Source organism: Microbacterium sp. AG157, assembly GCF_003385695.1.
In the GTDB taxonomy this organism is placed as follows: Bacteria; Actinomycetota; Actinomycetes; order Actinomycetales; family Microbacteriaceae; genus Microbacterium; species Microbacterium testaceum.
Genome location: NZ_QRDK01000002.1, coordinates 701,564 through 716,118 on the forward strand (window position 1 = coordinate 701,564; position 14,555 = coordinate 716,118).

14 protein-coding genes are annotated in these 14,555 nt (G+C 70.1%); 8 read left to right on the top strand and 6 right to left on the bottom strand.

Translation table 11 applies throughout. The features are described 5' to 3' along the window. Window positions 1-5: 5 nt before the first annotated feature. Window positions 6-293 (bottom strand): DUF1905 domain-containing protein, encoded by a 288-nt coding sequence (locus DEU35_RS09175; RefSeq protein WP_103205846.1) that lies wholly within the window; start codon window positions 291-293, stop codon window positions 6-8. 2 nt (window positions 294-295) lie between these two features. Continuing rightward, entirely contained in the window at window positions 296-1,141 is an 846-nt protein-coding gene (gene proC, locus DEU35_RS09180; protein ID WP_116239298.1) for a pyrroline-5-carboxylate reductase, read from the bottom strand. A 122-nt stretch (window positions 1,142-1,263) separates the two neighbouring features. On the opposite strand from proC, the gene DEU35_RS09185 reads away from it, so the two are divergent. Together DEU35_RS09185 and DEU35_RS09190 are read left to right on the top strand one after the other, a co-directional pair. Then, complete coding sequence (locus tag DEU35_RS09185) at window positions 1,264-2,376, top strand: alpha/beta hydrolase (RefSeq protein WP_103205844.1); 1,113 nt, start codon at window positions 1,264-1,266, stop codon at window positions 2,374-2,376. A 30-nt stretch (window positions 2,377-2,406) separates the two neighbouring features. After that, window positions 2,407-3,336, top strand: coding sequence for an LLM class F420-dependent oxidoreductase (locus DEU35_RS09190; RefSeq protein WP_103205843.1), 930 nt, complete (start codon window positions 2,407-2,409; stop codon window positions 3,334-3,336). Window positions 3,337-3,340: 4 nt separating this feature from the next. Here the strand turns inward: DEU35_RS09190 and tadA are convergent, their stop codons facing one another. Next, window positions 3,341-3,772, bottom strand: a complete 432-nt coding sequence (gene tadA, locus DEU35_RS09195; protein WP_103206408.1) for a tRNA adenosine(34) deaminase TadA — start codon at window positions 3,770-3,772, stop codon at window positions 3,341-3,343. Between the two features lie 87 nt (window positions 3,773-3,859). Here tadA and upp point away from each other — a divergent pair, with 87 nt between their 5' ends. Beyond that, on the top strand, window positions 3,860-4,492 hold the full coding sequence (gene upp / locus DEU35_RS09200; RefSeq protein ID WP_103205842.1) for a uracil phosphoribosyltransferase: 633 nt from the start codon (window positions 3,860-3,862) through the stop codon (window positions 4,490-4,492). On the opposite strand, the gene DEU35_RS09205 is transcribed toward upp, so the two are convergent. Continuing rightward, window positions 4,477-8,070 (bottom strand): bifunctional RecB family nuclease/DEAD/DEAH box helicase, encoded by a 3,594-nt coding sequence (locus DEU35_RS09205; protein ID WP_116239299.1) that lies wholly within the window; start codon window positions 8,068-8,070, stop codon window positions 4,477-4,479. The genes upp and DEU35_RS09205 overlap by 16 nt on opposite strands. Before the next feature lie 109 nt (window positions 8,071-8,179). Between DEU35_RS09205 and DEU35_RS09210 the strand changes: the two genes are divergently transcribed. Then, entirely contained in the window at window positions 8,180-10,240 is a 2,061-nt protein-coding gene (locus DEU35_RS09210; protein ID WP_103205840.1) for an NAD(+) synthase, read from the top strand. A 45-nt stretch (window positions 10,241-10,285) separates the two neighbouring features. Here DEU35_RS09210 and DEU35_RS09215 read toward each other — a convergent pair whose 3' ends face one another. After that, window positions 10,286-10,783 carry a DUF427 domain-containing protein gene (locus DEU35_RS09215; protein ID WP_116239300.1) on the bottom strand — a complete coding sequence of 166 codons (498 nt, stop codon included), beginning with the start codon at window positions 10,781-10,783 and terminating at the stop codon, window positions 10,286-10,288. A gap of 99 nt (window positions 10,784-10,882) precedes the next feature. Between DEU35_RS09215 and DEU35_RS17145 the strand changes: the two genes are divergently transcribed. From DEU35_RS17145 to DEU35_RS09230, 4 genes are all read left to right on the top strand, one after another. Beyond that, the gene (locus DEU35_RS17145) at window positions 10,883-11,080 is read left to right on the top strand and encodes a hypothetical protein (RefSeq protein ID WP_103205839.1); all 198 of its coding nucleotides are present in this window, start codon (window positions 10,883-10,885) and stop codon (window positions 11,078-11,080) included. Then, the gene (locus DEU35_RS17150; RefSeq protein WP_170210685.1) at window positions 11,077-11,220 is read left to right on the top strand and encodes a hypothetical protein; all 144 of its coding nucleotides are present in this window, start codon (window positions 11,077-11,079) and stop codon (window positions 11,218-11,220) included. The genes DEU35_RS17145 and DEU35_RS17150 overlap by 4 nt, the downstream gene beginning before the upstream one ends. A gap of 75 nt (window positions 11,221-11,295) precedes the next feature. Continuing rightward, on the top strand, window positions 11,296-12,240 hold the full coding sequence (locus DEU35_RS09225; RefSeq protein ID WP_116239302.1) for an aldo/keto reductase: 945 nt from the start codon (window positions 11,296-11,298) through the stop codon (window positions 12,238-12,240). Between the two features lie 161 nt (window positions 12,241-12,401). Then, window positions 12,402-12,959 (top strand): nucleoside phosphorylase, encoded by a 558-nt coding sequence (locus DEU35_RS09230; protein WP_116239369.1) that lies wholly within the window; start codon window positions 12,402-12,404, stop codon window positions 12,957-12,959. A 24-nt stretch (window positions 12,960-12,983) separates the two neighbouring features. Here the strand turns inward: DEU35_RS09230 and DEU35_RS09235 are convergent, their stop codons facing one another. Then, window positions 12,984-14,486 (bottom strand): MFS transporter, encoded by a 1,503-nt coding sequence (locus DEU35_RS09235; RefSeq protein ID WP_246078262.1) that lies wholly within the window; start codon window positions 14,484-14,486, stop codon window positions 12,984-12,986. Window positions 14,487-14,555 lie beyond the last annotated feature (69 nt).

Here is a 14,555-nt window from a genome sequence, read left to right on the forward strand (position 1 = left end):
CGCACTCAGGCGTCGATGTCGAGCGTGACCTCGACCTCGTCGTCGACGCAGAGGCCCTCGGCATCCTGGAGCGCTTTCTTCACCGGAACGACGTAACCGCCGTCCTTCGGCCAGAGCGAGGTGGTCGTGGTCGTACGGCCGATCGTCACGGAGGCCGGGATCATCCCCCACCCGTACGTCACGACCGCGGCGACCTCGGCGATCATCGCGGCCTCGGCCTCGGGCACCGAGACGAAGTGGAACGGCGCGGGGCCGCGCCAGTACCAGATCGTCCCGGTGAACCGCAGGCGCATGGTCAGTTCCCCTCGGCGAGCTCCTTCGCCCGGGCGAGGGCGGCGTGGGCGGCGGTGGTGAACGTGTCGTCGAGGCGGGCATCCTGCAAGACGGCCACGGCGCGCTCGGTGGTGCCCTTCGGGCTGGTGACACGGCGTCGGAGTTCGGCGGGATCCACATCGGCGGATGCCAGGAGCGCGGTCGCCCCGATGAAGGTCTGCTCCGCGAGCAGACGCGCCTGATCGTCATCGAAGCCCATCCGCACGGCCGCCCGCGTGAACTCCTCGACCAGGAGGAAGACATAGGCGGGGCCGGAGCCCGAGATGGTCGAGAGGGCGTCGATCTGCGACTCGGGGATTTCCAGGACCGACCCCACGGTCTCGAAGAGCGCTCGGACCAGGGCGACGTCATCGGCGGTCGCGGCGGACCCCGCGGCGAGACCGGTGACGCCCTTGCCGACGAGCGAGGGGGTGTTGGGCATGGAACGCAGCGTGGCGACGCCCTCGCCGAGGTGCGCGGCGAACGTGTCGAGGGTGACGCCCGCGGCGAGGCTCACCACGATCGCGCCGGGTCGCAGGTGCGGGGCGATCTCGTCGAGCAGGTCGGGCACCATGGCGGGCTTGACACCCACGAGCACGATGTCGGCGGCGGCCACCGCATCGGTGTTGCCCGCCGGATTCACCTCGAGAGCGACGCTGGTCACCCCGTCGAGGTCGGCGAGCTCAGCGGCCTTCGCGATCGAACGGTTGGTCGCCGTCACCCCTCCCCCGGCGAGGCCGGACGCGACGAGGCCGTGGAGGATCGCGCCTCCCATGGAACCGGCTCCGAGGATCGCGATCGGGGGCAGCGAGGTCGTGGCATCCGTCATGCGAGCCAGTCTACGAACCGGGCTCGGCCCGCGGGGCAAGTCTGAGTGCGACTGATGGGGGCGCGCGTTAGAGTCGGAAAACGGTGTGCCGGAGCACCGGCGAGCGACACGGAGGACTAGCGATGACTCTCTTCGACGGCATCACCGCCCGCCTGGTCGAGACCGACCGGCTGGGGGTGAACGTGCTCGAGCGCGTCGGCGACAGCCCCGCCACCTCTCCCGAGCACACGGTCGTCTTCGTGCACGGTCACGTCGCGTCCTCGCTGTTCTGGCAGGAGATCATGCAGGACCTGCCGAGCGAACTCCGCGTCCTCGCCGTCGACCTGCGCGGCTTCGGTCGGACCGAGCACAGCCCCATCGACGCCACCCGCGGCGTGCGCGACTTCAGCGACGATCTGCACGCGACGCTCGAGGCCCTCGGCATCCCGGCCGCTCACCTCGTCGGCTGGTCGATGGGCGGTGCCGTCGTGCAGCAGTACGCGCTCGATCACCCCGTTCTCTCTCTCACGCTGCAGTCACCCGTATCGCCCTACGGCTTCGGCGGCACGCGGCGCGACGGTTCGCGCCTGAACGACGAGGGCGCGGGTACCGGAGCGGGGGCCGCGAACCCCGACTTCATCCAGAGACTCATCGACCACGACACGACCGCTGAGGCCCCGACCTCGCCGCGCTCCGTGTTCCGCTCGGGCTACGTCGCCGCGGGCTACCAGAGCGAGCACGAGGACGTGTGGGTCGAGGCGATGCTGTCGACCTCGACGGCCACCGGCAATTACCCGGGCGATTCCATCGCCACCTCGACCTGGCCGGGCTTCGCCCCCGGCACGACCGGTGTGCTCAACGCGCTGGCCCCGACCTACTTCGATGTCTCGGGAATCGTGGACCTCGCCGACAAGCCCCCGATCCTGTGGATCCACGGCACCGCCGACGCGATCGTGTCGGACGCGTCGTTCTCGGACGTCAATCACCTGGGTGCGCTCGGGGTGGTTCCCGACTGGCCCGGCGCCGACGTCGCCCCCGCGCAGCCCATGGTCTCGCAAACGCGGGATGTGCTCGCCGCTTACGCCGAGAAGGGCGGTGAGGTCACCGAGGTGTCCGTCGAGGGAGCCGGGCACTCCGTGCACCTCGAGCGACCGGCGCAGTTCCGCCAGGCGCTGCTGACGCACATCGGCTACGTCGGTCGGCCCGCCGACCCGGCGCCGCCGACCGAGGCGATCATTCTGCGTTCCGCCGACTGACGTTCCCCCATCCCGCCCCCGGAGGCCCCCGTGGAGTACTGCCTGTTCACCGAGCCCCAGCAGGGCTTTTCCTACGACGACCAACTCGCCTTCGCGCGTTCGGCGGAGCAGCACGGCCTCGACGGCTTCTTCCGCTCGGACCACTACCTGCGCATGGGCGACGGCGATCCGCGTCCCGGCCCTACCGATGCGTGGACGACCCTCGCCGGCCTCGCGCGCGAGACCTCTCGCATCCGCCTGGGCACGCTCGTGTCGTCGGTGACCTACCGCGTCCCGGCGATCCTCGCGATCCAGGTCGCGCAGGTCGACGCCATGTCGGGCGGACGCGTCGAGCTGGGCCTCGGTACCGGCTGGTTCGAGCGCGAGCACGCGGCCTACGGCATCCCCTTCCCGGCGAAGCGCTTCGACCTGCTCGAGGAGCAGCTCCAGGTCGTGACGGGTCTCTGGTCGACTCCGGATGCCGAGACCTTCACGTTCCGCGGGAAGCACTACACGCTCGACGCGGCGCCGGCGCTGCCGAAGCCGGTGCAATCGCCGGTGCCCGTGATCGTGGGAGGCGGCGGGCCGAAGCGCACCCCCGCTCTCGCCGCGAGATACGCCACGGAATACAACATCGGTTTCGTCGCGGAAGACGTCGTGGCCGAGAAGTTCGCGGTCGTGCGCGCCGCGTGCGAGGCGGTCGGCCGCGACCCGCAGACGCTCAAACTCTCGGTCGCCCTGCCGACCATCGTCGGGTCGGACGACGCGCAGATCGCGCGCAGGGCCGAGGCGATCGGCCGCACGCGCGAGCAGTTCGACGACGGCGCGAACATCATCGGCACGCCCGAGCAGGTCGCCGAGAAGGTCGAACGACTGCGGGCCCTCGGCGCCGAGCGGGTGTACTTCCAGCTCATGGACCTGCGCGACGTGGATCATGCCGATCAGATCGGGGGCGAGGTCCTTCCCCTGCTCCCGCGCTGAGCGATCAGCGGCGATCCTCGAAGAACGCCCGCAGCTGCGCGGCGGCCCGATCCTCCTCGACGCCGCCGACCACCTCGACGCGGTGAGGAAGACGCCGATCACGCAGGACATCGTAAAGAGACCCTGCGGCCCCTGCCTTGGCATCCCACGATCCGAAGACGACACGCCCGATGCGTGCCTGGAGGATCGCCCCCGCGCACATCACGCACGGCTCGAGGGTGACGACCAGCGTGGAGTCGGTCAGGTGCCACGAGCCCAGGTGGCGGGCGGCCTCGCGCAGCGCCACGACCTCGGCGTGTGCGGTGGGGTCCCCCGTCACCTCGCGGAGGTTGCGTCCCTCGCCGATGATGCGACCAGTGGCGTCGACGACGACGGCGCCCACCGGAACGTCCCCGCCGGCAGCGGCGGCGTCGGCGAGTTCGAACGCCCGCCGCATCGCGGCGAGGTCGACGGTGGTGGGCGTCACGGGGACTCCGGAAATCGGGGGCGGTGGCGTGCGGGTGGAGCGGTTAGCCTTGAGCCTATGCGTGTCCACGTCGCCGATCACCCGCTCATCACCCACAAGCTCACGGTGCTGCGTGACGTGCAGACCTCGTCTCCGGTCTTCCGCCAGCTCACCGAGGAGCTCGTGACGCTCCTCGCCTACGAGGCGACCCGCAACGTACGCGTCGACCCGGTCGAGATCCAGACCCCGGTCACCACGACCACGGGCGTGAAGATCAGCGAGCCCCGCCCGATCGTCGTGCCGATCCTGCGTGCCGGCCTCGGCATGCTCGAGGGCATGGTGAAGCTCCTCCCCACCGCCGAGGTCGGCTTCCTCGGCATGGTGCGCGACGAAGAGACCTTCGAGCCGACGACCTACGCCGAGCGCCTGCCCGACGACCTCAGCGACCGCCAGTGCTTCGTGCTCGACCCCATGCTCGCGACCGGCGGCTCGCTCGGCGCGGCCATCAAGTTCCTCTTCGCGCGTGGCGCGCAGGACGTCACCGCGATCTGCCTGCTGGGCGCGCCCGAGGGCGTCGCGGCGATCGAGAAGCAGGTCGAGGGCCACGACGTCACCCTCGTGCTCGGTGCCGTCGACGAGCGCCTCAACGAGAAGGGCTACATCGTGCCCGGTCTCGGTGACGCGGGCGACCGCCTCTACGGCACGGCCTGATCGCCCACCAGTCGAGCGAATCCACTGAGCCGCGCGACCCCCTCGGGGGTCCGCGGCAGATCGTCGAGCAGGGCCGGCGAGTACACCACGTAGGCGGCTTGCATCGCGCGCGAGATCGCGACGTTGATGCGGTTTCGCAGCAGCAGGAACTCCAGCCCGCGCGGCGCCTCCCGGCCCGATGACGCGGCGAGCGTCAGGATCGCGACGACCGCCTCCTTGCCCTGGAACCGATCGACCGTACCGACCGGCACGTCGGCGAAGCCCGCGGCGGCCAGAGCTTCTTCGACGGCGACCTGCTGAGCGTTGTACGGGGTGATGACGATGATGTCGTCTGCCCGCAGCGCGCGGGGTTCGAGCACGGCGGCGGAATCTCCGGCTCCCCCCTCGGCGCCCGTCCACTCGCGTCCGACGAGTTCGGACACCACGCGCGCAACCTCGGCGGCCTCTTCGTGCGAGAACGTCGAGTTGCCACTGTGCCGCACCGGAACGACGTGCAGGCCGGGCTCGACGCCGTCGAGACGACGCAGGGCGGTGGAGGGGTGCGCAGCGAGACGCCCCTCGTACGACAGCCGTGACACCGGCTCGGCGATGGCGGGATGCATGCGGCGCGTGCGGGCGAGGAAGTAGCCGAACTCCTCCGGCACGACCTCGGCGCCGTCGATGATCCAGCCGAGGGCCGAGGTGTCGACGGGCTCGGGGTGCGTGCCCTGGCTCACCTGCGGCAGCTGCTGCGGGTCGCCCAGCAGAAGCAGACGCTGGGCCGCGAGCGACACGGCGATCGTGGAGGCGAGCGAGAACTGTCCTGCCTCGTCGATGACGAGGAGGTCGAGACTCCCGCGCGGGATGCGCGCCTCGTGGCTGAAGTCCCACGCGGTCCCCCCGACGACGAAGCCGGTCGAGACGTTCTCGGCGGTGAACGCCGCGACGCCGTTCTTGGGAAGCACGGTGAAGGCATGCGGAGCGCCCGGGTCTTTCGGAGCCTTTCCGACCCGGGATGCCGGCACACCGGCCGCGATCACCTGATCGAGCATGTGCTCGATGGTCGCGTGGGATTGCGCCACGACCCCGATGCGATATCCGCGCTCGGCGACCAAGCGTGCGATCACGTGCGAACCCACGTAGGTCTTTCCCGTACCGGGAGGGCCCTGGACGGCGAGGTAGCTGCGATCGAGGTCGGCGACGCTGCGAGCGATGGCGGTGACCTCGTCGTCGCCGGTTGCTCCGTCGACGCTCGTGACCGGCGAGAGAGACCCCGACAGCGTGCGCGGAGGGATGCGGCGCAGGATGTCGGCGGCGGCTCCCGCGGGGATGCGCGGAGCGGCCGCGAGGACCGCATCGGCCCACGCGTCGATCGCCTTCTGCTGATTGCCCGCGCGCGGAGGCGCGGGCGGGGTGAGCGCGAGCGGCAGATCGTCCCAGGTCGCGCCGTCGGCGGCGGTCTCTTCGACGATGGCCCCGTCGTCGAGCACCTCGCGCACGGTGACCCGGCGCGCGCCGTGGATCCATCGAGGGCGCGTCTCGAGCGGAAAGGGCGCGGGAAGGTCGTAGACCGCGTAGGGCTCGCCGTCGACGCTGAGGCGCGTTCCGGGGGCGACCTCACCGCGGAGCTCGACGAGGCGACGCTGCGATCCGCGGCCCGACTCGGGGAAATGCCAGTCTTCGACCACGCGCGAGCGCTCAGCGTCGATCACGACGACATCGCGGGTCTCCTCCCACACCGAGAGCGGTTCGCGCAGACGCAGGAAGTGCGTCGCCCAGTAGGTCTTCTCTTCGCGGGGGTAGTAGTCGATGGCGGCCGCAGCGAGGCGGAGCGCGGTCGCGTCCGCTCCGATCGCACCGGGGTCGGCGGGACGGGGGTCGGCGGCACCGGGAGCGGTCGCCTCGGCCGCCCACCTCTGCAGAGCGGTCGCTCGGGGGGACGGTTCGTAGACCTGCTCGTCGGGCTCAGCCCCGGGCGAGGGCACGGCACCCGACTCCCGAGCGCGATCGACGAGCCAGTCACGCAAGCGCCGCGTCGAGACGCAGTCGTAGCGGTTGTAGTCGGCGAGGTCGTCGAGCACGTGCTGTGCGGCGACCGAATCGCCGTCGGCGGCGAGCGCACGGGCCTCGACGTACTTCACGATCGAGTCGTCGCCGCGCTGCACGTCGCTCGTACGCACCTCGTCGCCCATGTACAGGGGCTCGAGCTTCTTGATCGAGTACGAACGGGACCCCACCCGCAGCGCCCTCCGGACGACGGGGTACAGATCGACGAAGACACCGTCGCGCAGAAGCCGATCGACGTCGGCCTCGCGGACGCCGTATCGGGCGGCCATCGCGAGCAGGTGCGTCGGTTCGTAGGGGGCGTAGTGGTAGATGTGCATGCCCGGGTACTGCTGGCGGCGCAGCGCGACCATGTCGAGGAAACGCTCGAGCGCGACCCGCTCTTCGTCGAAGGTGTGCGCCCAGAGGGCTCCATAGCTCTCTCGGGTGTCGACCCACCCGAAGAGGTAGTCGATGCCCCAGTGCGTGCCGACACCCTCGGTGTAGAGCGGATCGCCCTCGAAATCGAAGAAGAGGTCGCCGTGGTCGGGCCGAGGCAGCACGCCGAGCGACTTCGGCGCGACGACCTCGAACGTCGGCACGGCGTGAGCGGTCGCGTCAGCGCCCGGGACCCCGGCGGGGCTCTCGAGTTGCAGGCGCGCCTGTGTGCGCAGCGACGCGAAAGTGTCGGCGCTCATGGCCGCGGGCGGTGCGGACGCAGCCGCCAATCGGTCGATCGTCTCGATGCCACCCGCGCGCAGTCGATCGCGCTGGACGGGCCGCATGCCCGCGACGAGCAACAGGTCGCGGTGGGCGACGACCTCGAGCTCGCACGTGGCGCACCGGCCGCACGCGATGACGCCGAGATCGCCGCGCGAATCGCCCCACGCGATCACGGGACCGGCGACACCGAGGTCGACCCGGCGGTCGGCGATCAGGGCGCGCAGACGCTCGCGGCGCAGGCCGAAGACGGGGAGCAGATCGTCGACGCGATGCGTGCTCGTCGACCCGTCGCCGAGCAGCAGCTGCACCTCGTCGGAGCGCGGTACGCCGAGACGATCGAGCTGATCGACGTAGGCGGCGAGCTGCATGAGCGCCGTCACGCGCGCCCGGCGCGCGAGCTTGGTGTCTTGCACGATCCACCGGCGCGTTCCGTCGGACGACGTCTCCGGTTCACGCACGAGGAAGTCGGCGAACCCGACGAACTCGTCGGTGGCGAAAGCGGCCTGGTAGACCACCTCGACGGACGGGTCGGCGAGCGCCTCGTCGGTGAGGCGCACCGCCTCGGCGAGCGCCTCGGCATCGGACGATCGCGCCGCGGGGATCTCGCGCACCGCCGCGCCGAAGCGGGCGCGGTCGGCGGCGAGCACACGCAGTTCGTGCGCGGTCCCCAAGCGGGCCGCGCGCTCGAGGGTGGCGTCCTCGGGATCGTCGACGGGGGCGATACGCCCGATCTTCGCGTCGATGGCGCGCAGCCACGCGAACTCGCACTCCGCCGCCGCCTTGAGGTCGCTGGCGCTCCAGACGATCCGCCCGTTCTGCTCGATGTACCGCATGGTGTTCCACGCTAATCGGGGCCACCGACATCGGCTGCCGCCGGTCCACAGGCAGGTCGCTCCCGCAACCGGGCTGCACGGTGTCCGAGGGTGCTGACAGACTGAGGGGGTGATCACCGATCTGCCGTTCGAGAACGTGTACCGGCACGGGTTCGCGCGCGTCGCCGCGTGCACGATCCCCGTCGCGGTCGCAGACCCCGCCACGAACGCCGATGCCGTGCTCGACTCGGCGCGCGCCTGCGACGCCGAGGGGGTCGCCGTCGCGGTCTTCCCCGAGCTGTGTCTGACCGGCTATGCCATCGACGACCTCGTCATGCAGGATCCCCTCCTCGACGCCGTCGAGACGGCCCTCGAGCGCCTGGTGCTGGCATCCGCAGACCTCCTCCCGATGCTGCTCGTCGGGGCGCCGCTGCGCCACGGCAACCGCCTGTTCAACTGCGCGGTCATGATCCACCGCGGCCGAGTGCTGGGCGTCGCCCCGAAGGCGTATCTGCCCACCTACCGGGAGTTCTACGAGCATCGCTGGTACGCCCGCGGAGACGATCAGGCCGGCCAGCACATCCGCGTCGCGGGCGAGACCGTGCCGTTCGGCCCCGACCTCCTCTTCGAGGCGGTCGACGTGCCCGGTCTGACGGTGCACGCCGAGGTCTGCGAAGACGTGTGGGTACCGATCCCGCCCTCGTCCGGAGCAGCGCTGGCCGGGGCGACCGTGCTCGCGAACCTGTCGGGCAGCCCCATCACGATCGGGCGCGCCGACGACCGCAACCTGCTCTCGCAGTCGCAGTCGATGCGGTGCCTCGCCGCCTACGTCTACGCGGCCGCGGGCCAGGGCGAGTCGACCAACGACGTCTCGTGGGACGGCCAGACCATGATCTACGAGGGCGGGCAGTTGCTCGCCACGACCGAGCGTTTCCCCGACGGACCGCGGCGCAGTGTCGCCGACGTCGATCTCGACCGACTCCGTCAGGATCGCCTGCGTCAGGGCACGTTCGACGACAACCGCCGCACGACGGCCCCCGCGTTCCGCTCGGTGACGTTCGAGCTCGCCCCGCCCGCGATCGACCTCGGCCTGCGCCGCGCCGTCGATCGCTTCCCGTTCGTCCCCGACGACCCCGCCCGCCTCGCCCAGGACTGCTACGAGGCGTTCAACATCCAAGTGTCGGGCCTTGTGCAACGCCTGCAGGCGATCGGCAACCCGCGGCCCGTGCTCGGAGTGAGTGGCGGACTCGATTCCACGCACGCCCTGCTCGTCATCGCGCGCGCCATGGACCGGATGGGGCGTCCGCGCAGCGACATCCTCACCTACACGCTTCCCGGCTTCGCGACGAGCGAGAAGACCAAGGGCAACGCCATCGCGTTGGCGAAGGCGGTCGGCGCCTCGATCGAAGAGATCGACATCCGCCCCGCGGCGACCGAGATGCTCTCGCGCATGGGGCACCCTTTCGCTTCGGGACAACCCGTGCACGACGTCACCTTCGAGAACGTGCAGGCGGGCCTGCGCACCGACTACCTCTTCCGCCTCGCCAATCAGAACGGCGGGATCGTCGTCGGCACGGGCGATCTGTCGGAGATCGCGCTCGGGTGGTCCACCTACGGCGTGGGTGATCAGATGAGCCACTATTCGGTGAATCCCGGGGTGCCCAAGACGCTCATCCAGCACCTCATCCGGTGGGTGATCTCGTCGGGGGAGCTCAGCGACGACACCGTGCAGGTTCTGCAGGCCGTCCTCGACACCGAGATCAGCCCCGAGCTGGTTCCGGCGGGGCAGGACGGCCGGATGCAGTCCACCGAAGACCGCATCGGCCCCTACAACCTTCACGACTTCACGCTCTACCACGTGCTGCGGTTCGGCTTCCGACCGTCGAAGATCGCCTTCCTCGCGGCGCACGCCTGGCAGGATCCAGATGCCGGTGCCTGGCCTCCCGGCTACCCCGAGGGAGGGCGTCCGACGTACGACCTCGTCACGGTGGCGAAATGGCTCGAGGTGTTCCTCACGCGCTTCTTCGGGTTCGCGCAGTTCAAGCGCTCCGCGACTCCGAACGGGCCGAAGGTGTCGCCCGCGGGGTCGCTCTCGCCGCGCGGCGATTGGCGCGCCCCCTCGGACGGCAACGCGCGGGTGTGGCTCGCCGACCTGCACGCGGCCGTGCCGCAGGCCTTCCGCGGCGACTGAGTCACGGCATCCGGTCGCGGTCCTCTCGGCGCCTCGCGGCGCGGGTCACCACCCCATCGAGCCGGGGACGCCCTTGAACGGACCGGCGAGATCGCTCGTGACCCAGCCGCCGTAGAAGCCGCCCGGCTGGGGCTGGACCGTCTCGCCGCCCAGGACGACACGATCCATGGGGCCCGCGTAGACGGCGACGCGGTCTTCGAGCAGCTCGTACCCCGGCATGGGGTGCGGGTAATTCCAGGCTGCCCGAGGTGCGACCGCTCCCCCGCCGCCGTGCACGTCGAAGTATCGAGCGCCGCCCTTGAACTCGCAGAACGAGGCGCCCTCGCCGAGGGTCAGGGCATCGCCGAACGCGGCGATCGGCACGTAGTAGACGGGCGGGTGGCTGGTCTCGAGTACCCTCACGACGTCGTCCGTGTCGGCGATGCGCACGCCGCCGAAATCGATCTGCACGCGCTTGCGAACGCGCTCCACCCGTGGAGGACGAGGGTAATCCCACACGGATTCCTGGCCGGGGAGGACGGGGTCGGGTACGGGGCGTGGCATGCGCCCACGGTACGCCGCGATCCGCATACTCGGGCGATTCCCCGCCTATCGGCTCAGGAGGCGCACAGCTTTTCGGTAGCCTGGAGCGGAGGGGGCACCGTGAGCGAACACCAGACCACGCCGGTCAGCCGGCGCTATCGCGTCTACCAGATCATCGGCATCGTGCTGGCTCTGCTCTTCCTCGCCCTCGGCGTCATCGCCTACCTCGCCGGCGGAGGACCCATCATCGCCGCCATCGCCGTCATCGGAGGTCTCGCCGTGCTCATCGTCTCGATCATCACGATGGTGCGCTCGTGAGCGCCCCCGAGACCCCGGGTGGCTCCGACGGGAAGAAGAAGTACCCCGCGGGCACCGTCGTCATCTGGATCGCCGGGGCGGGCATCGGCCTGTGGCTGCTCGTCAGCGGACTGATCGGCATCCTCTCCGGGGGCAGCTGAACCCGCGCGTCGCGGGAATGTCCTCGAGTCGTCGTCGTTGACCCTCACGTCAACGATTTCGATAGGAAGGGCATCATGACGCGTATCGGACGCAGCGACGTCGACATCCTCCCCCTCTCCCTGGGCGGCAACGTCTTCGGCTGGACCGCCGACCGCGAGACCTCGTTCGCGGTTCTCGACGCCTTCCACTCCGGGGGCGGGAACTTCATCGACACCGCCGACGCGTACAGCGCCTGGGTGCCCGGCAACTCGGGCGGTGAGAGCGAGACCCTCATCGGCGAGTGGCTGGCCTCCCGCAAGCCCGAGAACGTCGTCGTGGCCACGAAGGTCAGCCAGCACCCCGAGTTCCGTGGGCTGAGCGCAACGAACATCCGCGCCGCCGCGGAAGCCTCGCTCACGCGTCTCGGCGTCGACTCGATCGACCTGTACTACGCCCACTTCGACGACGCGGAGACGCCTCTCGAAGAGACCGTCGCCGGTTTCGCCGACCTCGTGCGCGACGGACTCGTGCGGTACGTGGCGGTATCGAACTACACCGCGGCGCGCATCCGCGAGTGGATCTCGTTGGCCGAAGCATCGGGAGCCGACCTCCCGGTCGCTGTCCAGCCGCACTACAACCTCGTGCACCGCACCGAGGTCGAGAGCGAGATCGTGCCCGTGGCCGAGCAGCACGGCATGTCACTCGTGCCCTATTACGCGCTCGCGAGCGGATTCCTCACCGGCAAGTACCGTTCGTCGGATGCCACCGGCACCTCGCCCCGGGCGGAAGGCGCCGCGAAGCTGGCCACTCCGGCCGGACTGGCGCTGATCGACGCGCTCGAAGAGGTCGGCGACGCGCACGGTGCCTCGATCGCGACCACGGCCCTCGCGTGGCTGCGTGCCCAGCCGACCGTCGCCGCTCCCATCGCGAGCGCCTCGAAGGTGGAGCAGGTCGCGGACCTTCTCGCCAGCGCCTCTCTCGAGCTGACGGCCGACGAGGTCGCGCACCTGTCGTCGGTGTCGGAGGCCGCCCAGGGCTGAGGAGGGCGGGATGCGCGGGTACAGCCCACGCCTTTGCTCCCTCGACCTAGGAACGCCCGCCGTACGGGGATCCGCGTGCAGCGTGTTCCCCCCCCCTACGGCGGGCGTTCCTCGCGGTGGGACTCGCTGCGTCGACACCCGCAGTGGGCGAGAATGAGGACGTGAAGCTCCTCGTTGCCGCCCATGCGTCCGAACTGATCGCCTTCGAGGCGGAGATCCCCGGTTTCGAGCGTCTGCTCACCGGCGTCGGAAAGATCCCCGCCGCCTACGCGCTCACGCGGGCTCTGTGCGAGGGAGACTACGACGAAATCGTTGTCGTCGGCACGGCGGGAGCGATCGACGATGACGTCGAGGGCGGTATCTACGACATCGCTGCAGCGATCCAGCACGACGTGAAGGGCCTGGACGGCACATTCGGAGAGCATGTGTCGCTTCCGTCCCGCGTCGAGACCGGCTCCGAAGGCATGGTCATCGCGACCGGAGACCACTTCGTCGACGACGCAGAAGCCGTGCGCCTCATTCGCGGCCTCGGTGCCCGCCTGGTCGACATGGAGTCGTACGCGTTGATCTGGGTCGCGCAGCAGTTCGGCGTGCCCATCCGCATCCTGCGCGCCGTCTCGGACCGGGCACAGGACGGCGCCACCGAACTGTGGGACGACGTCGTCGAACGGTGCAGCCACGAGTTGCACGCCGAAATCCGCGCCCGCTACGGCGTCTGATTCCGCTCCGGGGATCGCGCGCGCCTAGGGTGTCTGCGACCCCGATCGCGCGCGACCCGCGAGATCGGTGACGCCGACGACGAGCGCGAGCGCGAGGAAGATGCCCACCGTGATCATGCCCGACGCGTAGGCATCGTGGTAGAGCACGGCCGCGTCGTCGACGCTGGCCTGCTCGCGATAGACCGTCGCATAGAACAGAGCGAGGGCGATGGCCGTGCCGACCGCGGTGCCGATGCGTTGCCCCAGTTGCCCCACGGATCCCGCGACACCGCCGCTCTTCACGGGGATCTCGGCGAGGGTGAGCGTCTGGTTGGGCGAGATGACGAGACCGCCCGCAAAGCCGCCGAAGGTCATGACGGCGGCCATCGCCCACGGGGTCCATTCCGGGGGCGTGAAGAGAGCGGCCAGGACGAGGCCCCCGGCGGTGACGACCATGCCCACAATGCCCCAGACCACCAGCGGGCGCCCGAGTCGGGTGACGAGGTTTCCGCCGATCCACGAACTCCACGCGGATGCGACGGCGAAACCGATCGTGACCATCCCGGCGAACACTGGCTCGAGGCCCAGACCGCCCTGCAGGAAGAGCGTCCCGAGCAGGAACATGGCGGGGACCGCGGAGAAATAAGCGGTCGAGATGAGCACGCCGTTGCGATACGACGAGAACGAGAAGATCGCGAACGGCATGAGCGGCATCCGTCCCCGCTCTGCATAGCGGCGCTCCCAGAACACGAACCCCGCGGCGAAGATCACGGACGCCACCAGGAACCACCAACGGTGCGGGTTGTCGTCCGGGCTCCCCGTGGTGAACAGGAACGGCCACATGAGCGACAGGATCGTCAGCGCGAAGAGCACCACACCGACCGGATCGAGATCGAGCTTGCGGTGCGACCTGGTCCGCGTGTCGGGTAACAGCCACGCCGCCAGGGCGATGACGATGGCGACGAGCGGGACGTTGATCCAGAAGATGAGGCGCCAGCCGTCGGTGTCTCCGCCCAGGGCGATGAGCAGACCGCCCAGTGTGGGGCCGAAGGCCGTCGCGATGCCGATCGTCGCACCGAACAGGCCGAACGCGCGGCCTCGCTCCTTGCCCTGGAACAGCTGCTGCACGAGACCGAGAACCTGAGGCATCTGAATGCCGGCGGCGACGCCCTGCAGCAGGCGCGCGACGAGGAGCACGGTCGTGTTCGGGGCGAGAGCGCACGCCAGGCTCGTGACGAGGAACAGCGAGAGCCCGACGAGGAACAGCATGCGTCGCGAACGGAGATCTCCCAAGCGTCCGGCCGGGACGAGCACCAGCCCGAAGGTGAGGATGTATCCCGAGACCACGAGCTGCAGCTCGGTCGGACCGGCATTCAGCGCCGCCTCTATCGAGGGGAGCGCGACGTTGACCTTGGTGAGGTCGAGGATCGTCAACGCGGCGACCGCGACCGCCACCCAGTAGGCGCGCCACCGGTGCTTCGGTGACAGCACGATGTCGCGGGTGGGGGGATGGGCGGAATCCGTGGGCGCGGAAGATGGAGGAGTCATCGCTGCCGACGGTACTCCGGGGCTCGGACACCCGATCCGGGGTTGCGCGGCGGGGCGCGATGACCTCGG

Coding starts and splice junctions, on each gene's coding strand:
- proC (WP_116239298.1), bottom strand. CDS start 1,141: ATGACGGATGCCACGACCTCGCTGCCCCCGATCGCGATCCTCGGAGCC.
- DEU35_RS09205 (WP_116239299.1), bottom strand. CDS start 8,070: ATGCGGTACATCGAGCAGAACGGGCGGATCGTCTGGAGCGCCAGCGAC.
- DEU35_RS09225 (WP_116239302.1), top strand. CDS start 11,296: ATGACGCGTATCGGACGCAGCGACGTCGACATCCTCCCCCTCTCCCTG.
- upp (WP_103205842.1), top strand. CDS start 3,860: ATGCGTGTCCACGTCGCCGATCACCCGCTCATCACCCACAAGCTCACG.
- DEU35_RS09215 (WP_116239300.1), bottom strand. CDS start 10,783: ATGCCACGCCCCGTACCCGACCCCGTCCTCCCCGGCCAGGAATCCGTG.
- DEU35_RS09235 (WP_246078262.1), bottom strand. CDS start 14,486: ATGACTCCTCCATCTTCCGCGCCCACGGATTCCGCCCATCCCCCCACC.
- DEU35_RS09185 (WP_103205844.1), top strand. CDS start 1,264: ATGACTCTCTTCGACGGCATCACCGCCCGCCTGGTCGAGACCGACCGG.
- DEU35_RS09175 (WP_103205846.1), bottom strand. CDS start 293: ATGCGCCTGCGGTTCACCGGGACGATCTGGTACTGGCGCGGCCCCGCG.
- tadA (WP_103206408.1), bottom strand. CDS start 3,772: ATGCGGCGGGCGTTCGAACTCGCCGACGCCGCCGCTGCCGGCGGGGAC.